General features: G+C 68.5%; 10 protein-coding genes. 6 read left to right on the forward strand and 4 right to left on the reverse strand.

Annotation, left to right across the window (positions count from 1 at the left end):
* Nucleotides 1-6 precede the first annotated feature (6 nt).
* Complete coding sequence (locus IT182_00005) at nt 7-3162, reverse strand: DUF1553 domain-containing protein (GenBank protein MCC6161717.1); 3156 nt, start codon at nt 3160-3162, stop codon at nt 7-9.
* Between the two features lie 178 nt (nt 3163-3340).
* On the opposite strand from IT182_00005, the gene IT182_00010 reads away from it, so the two are divergent.
* The 3 genes from IT182_00010 (at nt 3341) to IT182_00020 (ending at nt 5995) form a co-directional block, all read left to right on the forward strand.
* Nucleotides 3341-4393: a galactose mutarotase gene (locus tag IT182_00010; GenBank protein MCC6161718.1), complete on the forward strand. Its 1053-nt coding sequence runs from the start codon at nt 3341-3343 to the stop codon at nt 4391-4393.
* Between the two features lie 169 nt (nt 4394-4562).
* Complete coding sequence (locus IT182_00015; GenBank protein MCC6161719.1) at nt 4563-5156, forward strand: sigma-70 family RNA polymerase sigma factor; 594 nt, start codon at nt 4563-4565, stop codon at nt 5154-5156.
* Nucleotides 5153-5995 carry a hypothetical protein gene (locus tag IT182_00020; protein MCC6161720.1) on the forward strand — a complete coding sequence of 281 codons (843 nt, stop codon included), beginning with the start codon at nt 5153-5155 and terminating at the stop codon, nt 5993-5995. Before IT182_00015 ends, IT182_00020 begins: the two co-directional genes overlap by 4 nt.
* 179 nt (nt 5996-6174) lie before the next feature.
* On the opposite strand, the gene IT182_00025 is transcribed toward IT182_00020, so the two are convergent.
* Nucleotides 6175-8733, reverse strand: a complete 2559-nt coding sequence (locus IT182_00025; GenBank protein ID MCC6161721.1) for a CHAT domain-containing protein — start codon at nt 8731-8733, stop codon at nt 6175-6177.
* Nucleotides 8734-9039: 306 nt separating this feature from the next.
* Here IT182_00025 and IT182_00030 point away from each other — a divergent pair, with 306 nt between their 5' ends.
* Nucleotides 9040-9717, forward strand: a complete 678-nt coding sequence (locus IT182_00030) for a hypothetical protein (protein MCC6161722.1) — start codon at nt 9040-9042, stop codon at nt 9715-9717.
* 29 nt (nt 9718-9746) lie between these two features.
* Here the strand turns inward: IT182_00030 and IT182_00035 are convergent, their stop codons facing one another.
* A complete protein-coding gene (locus IT182_00035) occupies nt 9747-10424 on the reverse strand; it encodes a hypothetical protein (protein MCC6161723.1) in 678 nt (225 codons plus the stop codon).
* A gap of 628 nt (nt 10425-11052) precedes the next feature.
* Here IT182_00035 and IT182_00040 point away from each other — a divergent pair.
* Together IT182_00040 and IT182_00045 are read left to right on the forward strand one after the other, a co-directional pair.
* Nucleotides 11053-11745, forward strand: coding sequence for a CDP-alcohol phosphatidyltransferase family protein (locus IT182_00040; protein ID MCC6161724.1), 693 nt, complete (start codon nt 11053-11055; stop codon nt 11743-11745).
* The gene (locus IT182_00045; GenBank protein ID MCC6161725.1) at nt 11742-12902 is read left to right on the forward strand and encodes a GtrA family protein; all 1161 of its coding nucleotides are present in this window, start codon (nt 11742-11744) and stop codon (nt 12900-12902) included. Before IT182_00040 ends, IT182_00045 begins: the two co-directional genes overlap by 4 nt.
* A 56-nt stretch (nt 12903-12958) precedes the next feature.
* On the opposite strand, the gene crcB is transcribed toward IT182_00045, so the two are convergent.
* Nucleotides 12959-13333, reverse strand: a complete 375-nt coding sequence (gene crcB / locus IT182_00050; GenBank protein ID MCC6161726.1) for a fluoride efflux transporter CrcB — start codon at nt 13331-13333, stop codon at nt 12959-12961.
* Between the last annotated feature and the right edge of the window lie 39 nt (nt 13334-13372).

A 13372-nucleotide genomic window follows, 5' to 3' on the forward strand; every position in this document is an offset into this window, starting at 1 on the left:
CATGGCTTACCCTTTCGTCACGGCCTCGTCGAGGTTGAGCAGCACGTTGGCCACCATGGTCCACGCCGCGCGATCCACGTGATCGGCGGTGACGGCGGTACCTGTCCCGAGCGCGAGTGCCTTTGCGGCCTCTGAGGGGGACGCGGCGTATCGCTCGCGCGCCTGCGCATGGAATGCGCGCAGCCGTGTCAGTTCCGCGGCAGACGGGACGCGGCTCGTGACGAGACGGAAGCCGAGCGTGAGCCTGGCGTCGACCGACGCGGGGGCTTCGGTGCGCAGGCGCTGCGCGAACGCGCGTGCCAGCTCGAAGAAGCCCTCGTCGTTGAGCGTGGCGAGCGCCTGCAGCGGCGTGTTGCTGCGCACGCGCCGCACCGTGCAGAGTTCGCGGCTCGTCGCGTCGAACGTGGTGAACATCGGGTACGGCGACGTACGGCGCAGGAACGTGTAGAGGCTCCGACGGTAGCGATCCTCGCCCGTGCTCTCGATCCACTTCGAGTTGTCGTACGGGTTGTTCCAGATGTTGGGCGGCTGCGACGGGAACACGCTCGGCCCGCCGAGCTTCGGACTCAGGGCGCCGCTGGCAGCCAGCGCCACGTCGCGCACCATCTCGGCTTCCATGCGGAAGCGCGGTCCGCGCGCAATCAGCCGGTTGTACGGATCGCGCGCCTGCAGCGCGTCGGATACGTCCGACTGCTGTCTGTACGCGGACGAAAGCACCAGCGTGCGGACCAGCGTCTTGACGCTCCATCCCCGCTCCATGAACTCGACGGCCAGCCAGTCGAGCAGTTCGGGATGCGACGGCGGCGTGCCCATCGTGCCGAAGTCGTCGCTCGTCTCGACGAGCCCGCGTCCGTACAGCGTTTCCCAGAAGCGGTTCACCGTCACGCGCGCCGTGAGCGGGTTGTCGGCACTCACGAGCCAGCGCGCGAGGCCGAGCCTGTTGTACGGCATCGCCTCGCTCATCGGCGGCAGGAAGGATGGCGTGTTGGCGAAGACGGGCTCGCCGGGCGAGGTGAACGCGCCACGATTGCGGAATGGCGTCGACGGACGCTCGTATGACGGGCGTTCCTCCATCACGAGCGTGGTCGGCACCTGCATGTCGTCGATGGCCTTCTTCAGCCGCGCCACCTCCGCACGTTCCGCCGTGAACGCGGGCGACAGCTCGCGGAACTGCGTGGCGAGATCCCTGGCCTGGACCTCGGTACGCGTCGCCGGTGCGACGAGTGCTGCGGCGCGCGTACGCGCCGTGACGGTCACGACGTCGAGCGGTGTGGCTGCCGTGGTCGTCGAGAGACGGAAGTGCCCGAGCCCCTGGCCGAGCGTGCCGTCTTCGTGCGCGATCTCCAGCGTCACCACGGTACCGCCGGGGAACCCGATCGGCGTTGCCGGCACCAGCACGAGTTGCGACGGGACGCGCCAGCCCTCGCGCATCGCGTCGACGACCCAGGCCTTGCGCGCCCGCGCATCCGATCCTGACGCGTCAGTGACGATGTCGCGCAGATCGTCGCGCGAGATGTTGCCGTCGCCCTTCACGGCGGAGAAGGTGACAGGCACGCGGCGTTCCGGATCGGATGCCGGCGCCGCGAACGCGCGGATCGACGTGACGCGGAAATGTCCGTACGGATCGCGCCCCGGCCCCGTCTGTGGCAACGACTGTTCGAGCAGCGCCTCGATGCGCAGGCCGGTGATGCCGGTGCTCTCGGTTCGCGCAGCGACGGTGTACGTGGTCAGCGGCGGATTGGCCCCGCTCGCCGTGACGCTCGCATCATCGGCGACGCGGAGCACGACACCATTGGTGCCCGTGGCGTGACTCGGCATCAGAGGTGTCCACGCACGTGTGGCATCGCGCACCTCCGCTTCCCATCGCGCCTGATCGCGTGCGCGTTCCGGCGTGTCTTTCGCGAGGGCCTGTTCGGCCGCTTCGAGCTGCGTGTGCAGCGCGGCCCGGTCCTTCTCCTGCTCCGGCGTGGCGAGATCGATCCGGCTCTCGCTGTACTTCGTGCCTGCGCCGTGGGCTTGCACCTTGTACGCAGGGTTGGCGAAGAACGCCATCAGCCGGAAGTAGTCCTTGTGGCTGATGGGGTCGTACTTGTGGTTGTGGCACTGGGCGCACGCCACCGTGCTGCCGAGCCACACGGTGGCCGTCGTGTTCACGCGATCGATGAGGACGTCGTACAGCGCCTCGTCGGGATCGACGCCGCCCTCCTCGTTGGTCATCGCATTTCGGTGGAAGCCCGTGGCCACGCGTTGCGCGCGCGTGGCGTTGGGCAGCATGTCTCCGGCGATCTGCTCGATCGTGAAGCGATCGAACGGCATGTCGGTGTTGAACGCCTCGATCACCCAGTCGCGGTACGGCCACATCGATCGCAGCCTGTCGGCTTCGAAGCCGTTGCTGTCGGCGTAGCGCGCGACGTCGAGCCAGAGGCGCGCCCATCGTTCGCCGAAGTGCGGCGAGGCGAGCAGGCGATCGACGGCGCGTTCGTAGGCGTCGGGCCGCGTGTCGGCAAGGAACGCGTCGAGTTCGGCAATCGTCGGCGGGAGCCCCGTGAGATCGAGCGACACCCGTCGCAGCAGCGTCTCGCGCGGGGCCTCGTGCGACGGCATCAGCTTCTCGGCGTCGAGGCGCGCGAGGATGAAGCGATCGACGGGCGTGCGCACCCAGCCTTCGTTCGAGACGGCCGGCAGCGGCGCCTTCTTCGGCGCGACGTACGACCAGTGTTCCTCGACGGTTGGCGTCGGCGCGTCGCCAGCAGGGCCAGGCCACTCGGCGCCCTGATCGATCCACGTCCTGATGAGCGCGATCTGCGCGTCGCCGAGCGGGTCGGCGTCCAGCGGCATCCGGTCTTCGCCGCCCGCGCCGAGGAGTCGCTGCACCATGTAGCTCTTCGCGCTGTCGCCGGGCACCAGCAGCGGACCCGTCGCCCCACCCTTCAGCGCGAGTTCGCGTGCGTGCAGGCGCAGCTTGCCGCGGGCCTTCTGCGACCCATGGCACTCGTAGCAGTGCTCGGCGAGGATCGGCTCGATGTGCGCGGTGAAGTCGACCTTCGGCTGCGCGGAGGCGACCGCCGCTCCGGGGAGCCAGTCCTGCTGCCAGGACACCGCGACCACCGCGCCCAGGATGAGCGGGGCGGCCACCTTGCGAAGCACTCGTGGCGTGAGCATCGGATCGGAGAGATGATACTGCGCTGGAGCCCATTGCATGCGACACGTTCGTTCGGACTTCGCCCTGCTGCCGATCGTGCTGGCAGCCGCCCTCGGAGGCGCCTGCGGGTCCTCCACTGACTCGCCCCCTCCTGTTGTCCAGGCGCCGGCACCGGTCGACGCGCGCACCACGCTCTCGATGACTCGATCGCCCTTCGGGACCCTGCCAGACGGTCAAGCCGTCGAGGCCTTCATCTTCAGCAATGGCCGCGGCGTGGAGGTCACGGCCATCACCTACGGCGGCATCATCACGTCGCTGAAGGTGCCCGACCGTACAGGTACTCCGGGCGACATCGTCCTCGGCTACGACGCGCTGCAGGGCTATCTCGACCAGTCGCCCTTTCTCGGCACCATCGTCGGGCGCTACGGCAATCGGATCGCGAAGGGCCGGTTCACGCTCGATGGCCACACGTATTCGCTGCCGATCAACAACGGCGCGAATCATCTGCACGGCGGACCGCAGGGTTTCGACAAGAAGGTGTGGGCCGCGGAGCCGTTCGAGCGGGAAGACGGCGTCGGCGTGGTGTTCCGGCTCGCGAGCCCGGACGGCGACATGGGCTACCCCGGCACGCTCCAGGCCATCGTCACCTACACGCTCACGCGCGACAACGCGCTGCGCTTCGACTACGAGGCGACCACGGACAAGGCGACGCCCGTGAACCTGACGCAGCACACCTACTTCAACCTGGCGGGTGCCGGCAATGGCGACATCCTCGGGCATGAGATCGCGATCCGCGCCGATCGCTACACGCCGGTCGACAAGGGCCTGATCCCGACGGGTGAACTGGCCAGCGTGGAGGGCACGCCCTTCGACTTCCGATCGTCGACGGCGATCGGCGCACGTATCGATGCCGACCACGCGCAGATCGCCTTCGGCGGGGGCTACGACCACAACATGGTCTTCACGCGTACGGGCGATGGGCTCGAACAGGTCATCTCGGTGTACGAACCGACGACAGGCCGGACGATGAGCGTGGCGACGACGCAGCCCGGCACGCAGTTCTACACGGGTAACTTCCTCGACGGCACGATCACCGGCAAGGGCGGCAGGGTCTATGCGCGGCGTTCGGGCTTCTGCCTGGAAACCCAGCATTTCCCTGATTCGCCGAACAAACCGGCGTTCCCGTCCACCATCCTGCGTCCCGGAGAGACGTATCGCTCGAGCACGACCTACACGTTCGGGACGAAGTGAGACGGCATCTCTGTCCGCCGGATGAAATCCGGCGGCAACACCTCTCCGACGGACCATCGCCGTGCGGCTGCCGGACCTTCCCCTACCTCTCGGAAGACGCCCGCGCGCCTCGGTTGTTCTGTTGGGCGTTCCACGGCGTTGTGGAGATGGAGTTGATGAGACCGTCTCGATGCTGAACGTCATCGCCGAGTCGGGACCCGCGTCCAACGATCCGGCCCTCGTGGCGAGGATTCGTGCCGGGGATCCCGATGCCGAGGCCGAGCTGGCCCACCGGTTCGGTCCGCGCATGCGTGCGCTGTGCCTGGCACGGACGAGGCGGCCCGACCTGGCCAGCGATCTCGCGCAGGATGCGATGATCGCCCTCCTGCTGGAACTGCGGCGCGGCGGCCTGCGCGAACCGTCGGCCCTGGCCGCGTTCGCGGCGGGCATTGCCCGCAACATCGTCAGGTCCGAGCATCGGGCGTCGACGAGGCACGACGTGCGTCCGCTCGAAACGGAGGTGGTGCAGGGCTCCACCGAGGAGAGCGACGTGCGCCGGCTCGACGTCGAACGCGCCCTCGACCGCCTGCCGCCCGCCGATCAGCAGGTGCTCCGGCTCATCCTCGTCGAGGGGTGCAAGCCGGCTGACCTGGCCGTGCGGCTCGCCATCTCCCCGGAAGCGGCGCGCGCCAGGAAGCTGCGGGCGCAGCGCCGGCTGATGGAGGTGTTCGGTCCACCCCCTCCGTCACGTTCTTCTGCACCGCAGCCACATATGCTGCGATGACCCCCTGCAGCCGCTACCTGGACGAGGATGAGGTGCTCCGCTATGTCGCCGGCGACATGGACGACGGCGAGCTGAGCGTCTTCGAGGACCACCTCTTCGCCTGCGATGCATGCCTGGCGCGCGTGGAGCGCTATCAGGCCGCGCAGCAGGTGCTGGCCAGACGCGCGCCGCTCGAAGGGCCGGTCATCGTCGCCGCATCCAACGAGGTGGCGGTGCCCGTCCCCTCGCGCGGACTGCCGTGGTGGGCGCTCGGCGCCGTGGCGGCGGGCCTGGTTGTCACGGCGATCGGCGTGGCGACATGGAACCGGCCACCCGCGTCGCTGGTGGTGTCTGTCGAGCGGGTCGCGGAGCGATCGCCTGCACCCGAGCCGGCCGAGCCGACATCGCCGGCGCATGCATCGAGCTCGCATGCCCTCCAGGTGGCGGTCCTGGCGATGGTGATGCCGCCGCCCTACCTCACGCTCACTACGCGCGGGGCGTCAGACGAAGCGGCGCGCTTCGCGCAGGGCATGGAGGCCTACACGAAGGCCGACTGGACGACGGCCGCGCGGTTGCTGGGGGAGGTCGCTACGGCGGAGGCGCGGTTCTACGAAGGCATCGCGGACCTGATGCGCGGCGAAGCGGCCACCGCCGCCGCCACGCTCGAACGCGCCCGCGCGAGCGGCGTGCAGCCCTACGCCCGCGAGAGCGTCTTTTATATCGGCAAGGCCGCGCTCCAGCAGGGCGACATCCCCCACGCCCGCCAGGCCTTCGCCACCGCTCGAGACACCGGTGCCACCACCGCCCGCGACGCAACGCGGCTGATCGCTGCACTGGACGAGCTCAGCGCAGCACACTGAGAAAAGTCCGAAGTCCAAAGTCAAAAGTCCAAGGACAGCGAAAAAGCGGAAAGCATCAAGAGGAAAACCGAAAAGGAAGAGGCCGGAAAGGTGGCGACACCGACCTTGACCTTGTACCTTCCGTCCCTTGCCCCTTTTTCACTGTCTTTGGCCTTTTGACTTTGGACTTTGGACTTTTCTCAGGGTACTCCCACTGCTATGTATCCGGCCCACAGCAGCGGTGACGCCGGCAGTTTGACCGCCTGTGTGCCGACGCGCATGGTGATGGTGCCGGCTCTGAGGGCCCGGAGGGTGCGGAGTTGGGCGGTGCGGAGGGCGTCGCTCACACGTGGGGTCGTGGCACGCGCGGCGTAGAACGCGTCCATCACGCGCAGGCCGGCCACGTCTGGCATCTCCCACGTGGTGGCGACGATCGAGCGTGCGCCGGCGGCGAGGAAGCTGCGGGTGAAGCCGAGCGTGCCTTCGTCCGTCACGCGGCCCAGCGCCGTGCCGCACGCGCTCAGCACCACCGTCGCGCCATCGAGTGAGAGTGTCCGTACTTCCTCCGCCGTCAGCAACCCATCGTCGGCGTCGCCGCCCGCGCCGCGTGCGAGCAGCAGGTAGGACGGTGCGGTGGCTTCCTCGGCCACGCGCGCGTGCGTGGCCACGTGCAGCCATCCGTAGGAGGAGACGTTCTTGCGCAGCGCGGCTTCGGTGGCGGTCGCTCCCACCGACAGGGACGCACCGTCCTTGAATCGCCGCGCCACGCGCCTGGCCTCCTCACGTGCGTGGGGCAGCGGTGGTGGCAGCTGCACGCCGGCGCGGCGTGGCAGCGGCGCGGGATCGCCGAACACCAGCGCGCGTCCCGGAGACGCCGGGCCGGGACGCTGCAGCGCTTCGCGCAGCACCGCGAGCGACGGCGTGTAGTGGAGCGTGTAGCGCTCGACGAGATGGCGGCGTCGCGCGTCGAGCAGGCCGGCGAAGGGCAGGTGCAGCAGTGGACCGTGCGGCACGATCGTCAGGCGGGCGTCGGCCAGTGTGGGCAGATGCGCTTCGATCGGCGCGATCACGGCGCGATAGAGGCTTCGCCAGGCCTGCAGGTCAGGTCCACCCAGCAGTGCGGCGTTGATCGCGCCCTGCACGTTGCCCGATCCCGCCGCGACCTGCACGAGCTGACGCAGCGCGCGCTCGCCGACATCCAGGCGCCGGCCATGGACGGCGTCACGCGTGACGACCCACACGAACGTCGACGCACGGTCCACCCAGAAGACGATGAGCGTGGAGTCCAGATCGCGTGCCAAGGCCTGCATGTCGGCCACGCGTGGTGGCGCCTGCGCACCCTCGTCCGCGCGGCCGTGCTGCATCAGGTCGAGCAGCGCGCGCGCCCGGGCCTGTTCGGCCAGGTCGAGTGCCGCGCGAACGTCGCCGCGCCGCATCGCGACGTCGATCGACACGGCGAACACGCCCTGGTGCAGGTCGCCGAAGCCGCGTCGCGCGGCGTCGCCCGCGAGCACCCGTGCACGCGCGTCCTCGATCAGCCTGACGGCCTCGTCCACGTCGCGCTGCGCCACGTCCAGTTCGCCCATCGGCGCCTTCAGCATGGCGCGGGTGACGAGGTACGAGACCCTGTCGTCGAAGGTCTGCGACGGAACGGCCGCGAGCGATTCGTCGAGGCGGGCGAGCGCTTCGTCGTACCGCCCGAGTTCGCCGAGTGCCGAGGCGATCTGGCGGAGCCTCGTAGCGCGCAGGAACGGGCTCTTCTCGCGAGGCAGCACGGCCTGCAGTTCGCGCAATCCTGCATCGACGCGGCCTGCCGCGAGCAGTGATCCTCCGAGGTTGCCCTGGAGGAATACCTCGTAGCGCTCGAGCGATCGCTCGCGCGCCGTGGCCAGCGCCGACCTGTAGAGCCGTTCGGCCCTCGCGAATCGCCCCAGCCTGTCGTACGTGACAGCTTGCGCGTTGAGGCTCTGGAGCATCGAGGGGATGTCGCCGTCGGCGTCCTGTTGGCGCGCGGCGCGTTCGTAGTACTCGAGCGCGGCGAGCAGTTGCCCGTGGGCGCGCTGCACGCGACCGAGGCTCACGAGCACGCGCCCCGTACTGTTCTGCTGATCGGCACCTTCGTAGCAGGCAAGTGCGGCCTGGAGCGATTCGTGGGCCTCGACGTAGTGGGCGGTGTTGAACTGCTCGTCGCCCATGGCGTGCCACAGGCTGCACGCGACGGGGAACCTGTCGCCGGGCTCCAGCAGGCGCGTCGCGCGATCGAGCATCACGACTCGTTCGTCAGTGCCTCGGAGGGCCGCGAGGGCCTGCGAATACGCCCAGAGAACGGACTCGCGACTGACGCCTGGCAGGCGGGCCAGTTCGTCCACGGCGGTGGTGGCATCGGTGGCCGCAACGGCTGGCTCGCCGTCGAGGGCGCGGATGCGGCTGACGAGGAGCGTGCCTTCGAGTTCGCGCTGGCGGAGACCGCGCTGTTGCGCCAGGTCCTGCATCGCGGCGAGCAGCGCGCGCGCGTCGGCGAACTGCTCGGCGTCGATCGCCGTCGCCGCCGCGAGGCGCAGGGCCATGGCGGCCGTGTCGTACTCGCCCGCCGCGACGGCATCGTCACGCAGGGCGCGCGCCAGCGCGATGGCCTCGTCGGCCGACGCCGTCGTCTGGACGCGAAGCTGCTCGAGGCGCTCGGCCAGCGAGAGAGGAGACTGCGCGGAGGCGACGAGCACCGACAGGCACCACGCCAGGAACACGATCGGGGCGCGCATCGACGACTCGACTATAGCGGATGACGACGACGGGCCGGGCTTCCGCCTTCGCCCTCCGGGCTGCGGCGCGACAGGCGCCGGCCCTACCTTCGACGGGCAGCCTGGTCGGCCCTACCCATTGCGGTGGTAGGTAGGGTCGGCCCTCCGGGCCCGACCCGTCGTGGGTGACTCACGCGTTCGTGAGCTTGATGCGCGACGCGGGGAGGTCGCACACTCTCTGCATTTCGCGTGTGCATCGAGGCCTGATCTCCGGCCTCCATCTGAGGAGAGTCTGATGATGGTGTTCGTCAGAACGGCTCTTGTCGTGTGACGACCGAGACGGGCGAACCTGCGGAGCGCGTCAGCGTTCGGGCGGTGCGGCTGTTGCGCCAGGGGAGCGGCGAGATCCGCGCGGCCGGCATGTCGTCGCCCGATCAGACGGACGATCTCGGCCAGTTCACGTTCACGATCCCCGGCCGCGGCCGCGTGCAGGCCGATCTGACATTCGAGATCACGGGCCTGCGCGGCGAGCAGACGATCAGCGTTGGCAACATGCCCGACGGCTGGTGGGTCAGGGACGTGCGCGTCGGCGGGCAGTCGGCGCTCGAGGGCTACGACTTCGGCCACGGCCGCACCTTCACAGGCCTGGAGATCGTGGTCAGCACGCAGCCGACGGGCGTGGCCGGCACCGTCACCATGCCGACGGGCATCACGGCCGCCGACTGCGCCGTGATCGTCTTCCCGCAAGACGAAGCGCTCTGGGAGCACCGGACAGGACGTCAACAGGACGGGAAACGAGTCGTCAGGCCCGCGCTCGACGGAACGTTCCGCATCACGGGCCTGCGTCCGGGTACGTATTACGCGATGGCGGTCTCGGCGGCGCAGGCTGATTCCGAGGTCATCTGGGATCCTGACCAGTTGCGCGAGCTGACAGGTCGCGCACGGACGGTCGACGTCCCCGACGGCGGCCTCGCGACGCTGACACTGCCGCTCGTCGCGCGATGACCCCATGAGCCGATGCCCGCGGACTTCGCTTACTGGCGGCGTCCGGATCGCACGATGCCGCCCGGATCGGACCTCGTCTCGACATCGGCCGTAGCTGGAGGAGCGAAGAGCTCGGCGTTCGGCTCTTCTCTCCGGATATCGAAGTAACGCTGCCGGGTTCCAGTGACGGGATCGTCGTCAACACGCACGGTGAAGAAATTCAGATCAGGAGACAGCCACGCCTGCCGGCCCGACGCGCTGATCTGCTTTCGCAGCTCGAGTCCTTCGAACGTCATCGTGTCGGCTTGCATCCCGGCACGGTTCTCCGAGATACGCGGCGGCAGCCAGCCTGTTTCAGGAAGCTCCATCGGGCGAGACTGCCACTGCCACGTGCCATCCGGCTGCCGCTTGCCTTCGTACCACAGCGACTGTGGAATGTTCTTGATGCTGATGTACGTGACGTCCGGTTTCCCCTGATCCCATCGCTCGGATCCGTTGCTGTCCCGGTAGAGCGTGCCCTCCGCGTGGAACTGCTTGCGCTCGTTGTCGATCACACCCTCGGCGATGAAAGCCGTCCACGTGCGCGGCGATGCGATCTCCTGACCCTCGTTCGTCGGCTGCGCTTCCATGCGCGTGTAGGTGCGTGACATGCCCCAGCCGACGGCGACAGGCGCCAACAGTGCAACGGACGCGAGCACCGCAAGAGCCACTCGTGACGTTCGGACCACGTTCCACCTCCTGGTCGACAATCTCATGCTGTGTGCGATAGGCAATGACAGGGCACATCACGCAATGCAAAAACTCGCGCTGTTCTCATGGCACAGTGAGGTGCACTCTGAGCCCGAGTAGTACCAACTCGAGAGAACAGCATCGCGACAGCCGAACGTTTCTTGACCCCCACCGAGAGGGCAGCACACGCAGAACCACGTATTGCAGTAGTAGTTCGCGAACACGGTTCTGCATGATTCGCAGATGTTGTCACAGTTGTCAGGTGGACAATTGCCCACGGGACAGGATCCGTAGCATCCTCCGCCAGGCTGAGCGAGGACTGTCCGCGTGGCTCAGAACGTGAGAGAAACAACTAGGACGAAGTACAGCACATACGCGACGGCGAATGAGCGACGGCGAATCGTCATTGGGTGCCTCCGGTTACCGCAATCCACGTCGGATTGGTGAAGGCTACGCCTGCCTCCAGTCGGCGTCAAGCGCGTCAACTCACTCTGACGCCGTGTCGGCCTCTGCTCAGTCAAAGGGATGTCCTTGACGACGGGGTGATCATCCCGCCAGCGTTGGTAACGCGATGAGGCTTGAGCCGATTCGGTCGCGGATTGCGCCTTCCGTCACAGGAGCGTGCACATGTCCGCATCGACGGCCACCACTTCATCCGCCTCGCACACCCGCCAGAACCACAGCGCGCTGGCCTCGCTCGAAACGCGCGTCCTGGTCTGGATCGCCAGACGCCTGCCGCGCCTCGTCTCGCCCGATCACCTGACGCTGCTCGGACTGGCGTCGATGATCGGCGTTGGCGCGGCCTTCGCGGCGTCGGCGCACGATGCACGCGTGCTGTATCTCGTTCCCGTTCTGCTCGCGCTGAACTGGTTCGGCGACAGCCTCGACGGCACGCTCGCACGCGTGCGCGACAGACAGCGACCGCGCTACGGCTACTACGTCGATCACGTCGTCGACGTCGTGGGGGCCATTGCGCTCTTCACGGGGCTGGCGTGGTCAGGTGCCATGCAGCCCCTGGTCGCGATGGCGCTGCTCGTGGCGTACGTCGCCGTGATGGCGGAGGTATTCCTGGCCACGCACGTCACGCGCGTGTTCAGGCTGACGTCGTTCCGCTTCGGCCCCACGGAACTGCGGATCGTGCTGGCCGTTGGCGCAATCGCGCTCATCGGCCGTCCGCTTGTGCGTGTGCCCGGTGTCGGCCCCGTGCCGCTCTTCGACGTCGGCGGCATCGTCGCCATTGCCGGACTTGCGGCGGCATTCCTCGTCTCGGCGTGGCGTACGGCCACCGCGCTGGCGCGTGAGGAGCGCCTGCCGTCATGACGGGCAGGGCCACGCGCTTTGTCGCTGTCGGCACCGTGGGGTTCTTCCTCCAGATGGCCGCTGCCGCGATCCTCCTGTGCTTCGGCGTGCGCCCCGTGTTGGCCACGGTGCTCGCCATCGAGGCGGCGATCCTGAGCAATCATGCGATGCACCGCCGCTGGACGTGGCGCGACAGATCGACGCGGCGTCCGTGGACGACCACGCTGCGGCGCGCGCACGTAGGAGCGGGTGCGACGTCGCTGATCGTCGGCGCGGGCACCGTGCTCCTGCTCGCCGATCGCGTGGCGCCGATGGCGGCGCAGGTGCTCGCGGTACTGCTGTGTGCGGCAGCCAACTACTGGCTCGCCGATCGGTGGATTTTCGCGACGTCTGGAGCCGGCCGTCGTGGCGCATGGCTGCTGCCCGTCTGCCTGCTCGGGATGCCATCGCTCGCGCTGGCCGACGGGCCGTCGCGCGAAGCGATTGCGTCATGGGATCGTTACGTGTCTGTGCTCGAACGCGCTCGCGAACGAGACGATGCGGCGGGCGTGCCGGCATGGGCGACAGACGATGATCGGGGCGGTGTGCGCGTACGGCGCGCGCTCGCGGGTGGTGCGATCGATGTCACGCGTCGCCGCATCGAGAGCGTGGCCGTCGACGATGCGACCATCGAGCACTGGCAGGGCAGCGTGCTCCTCCGTGGTGCGACGCTGGAGCAGGTGTCGAAGCGCCTGCGTCATCCGGAGCGCTTTCCACGGCCTCGCGACGTGATGGCGCTGCGTGTGAGTCACTGGAACGAAGACGGCCACGAACTGTTCCTGCGCATCAGGCGGTCCTGGCTGGTGTCGGCCACCTACGACACGTGGCACGCCGTGCGTCACAGGACGCGATCGACCACGCGCGTCGACAGCACCAGCGTCGCGACGCGGATCGACGAAGTGCGAGATGCCGGCACCGCGACGGAGCGTAGGGCGTCGCCGGCCGACGAGCGCGGCTTCCTCTGGCGGATGCAGTCGTCATGGCGCTTCGCCGCGGTACCCGAAGGCGTGATCGTCACATGCGAGTCCATCACCCTGAGCCGTCCCGTCCCCACAGGCCTCGGCCCCATCGCCCGCCCCATCGTCACCCGCATCGCACGTGAATCGATGACGACGGCGATCGCTTCTTGGAGGTCGTGAGCACCGGTCTCGCCCTATGGGTGTAGGGGCACCCCTTGTGGGTGCCCGGCCCGACGTCAGAGCGTGCGGCCGACGGCCTGGCCCGCCCAGACGGCGGCGAGGCCCGCGAGGAGGCTGAGGGCGACGTTGGCGAGTGCCGCGGTGAGGTGGCCGCGTTCGATGAGGGAGAGCGTCTCGAACTCGAACGTCGAGAAGGTGGTGTAGGCGCCGAGCACGCCGACGGCGCCGAACGCGCGCCAGACCGGGCTCACGTCCGGCCGCGATTCAAGGACACCCGACAGCAGGCCGAGTATCAGACAGCCGGAGATGTTGACGATGATGGTGCCCAGGGGGAGTGTGGACGGCCAGCGACTGTGAATCGTCGTGGCGACTGTCGCCCGCGCGACGGCCCCGATCGCACCACCGACGGCGACCAACCACAGGGAGCGCATACCGGGCATGATATCGCTCGTGCTACGCTCCGATACTGC

The sequence above is a fragment of the Acidobacteriota bacterium genome, assembly GCA_020845575.1.
Lineage (GTDB): Bacteria > Acidobacteriota > Vicinamibacteria > Vicinamibacterales > Vicinamibacteraceae > Luteitalea.

What these genes read in the sequence shown, in the direction of transcription:
- IT182_00005 (MCC6161717.1), bottom strand. Translation starts at nt 3,162, where the DNA reads ATGCTCACGCCACGAGTGCTTCGCAAGGTGGCCGCCCCGCTCATCCTG.
- IT182_00010 (MCC6161718.1), top strand. Translation starts at nt 3,341, where the DNA reads ATGACTCGATCGCCCTTCGGGACCCTGCCAGACGGTCAAGCCGTCGAG.
- IT182_00015 (MCC6161719.1), top strand. Translation starts at nt 4,563, where the DNA reads ATGCTGAACGTCATCGCCGAGTCGGGACCCGCGTCCAACGATCCGGCC.
- IT182_00020 (MCC6161720.1), top strand. Translation starts at nt 5,153, where the DNA reads ATGACCCCCTGCAGCCGCTACCTGGACGAGGATGAGGTGCTCCGCTAT.
- IT182_00025 (MCC6161721.1), bottom strand. Translation starts at nt 8,733, where the DNA reads ATGCGCGCCCCGATCGTGTTCCTGGCGTGGTGCCTGTCGGTGCTCGTC.
- IT182_00040 (MCC6161724.1), top strand. Translation starts at nt 11,053, where the DNA reads ATGTCCGCATCGACGGCCACCACTTCATCCGCCTCGCACACCCGCCAG.
- IT182_00045 (MCC6161725.1), top strand. Translation starts at nt 11,742, where the DNA reads ATGACGGGCAGGGCCACGCGCTTTGTCGCTGTCGGCACCGTGGGGTTC.
- crcB (MCC6161726.1), bottom strand. Translation starts at nt 13,333, where the DNA reads ATGCGCTCCCTGTGGTTGGTCGCCGTCGGTGGTGCGATCGGGGCCGTC.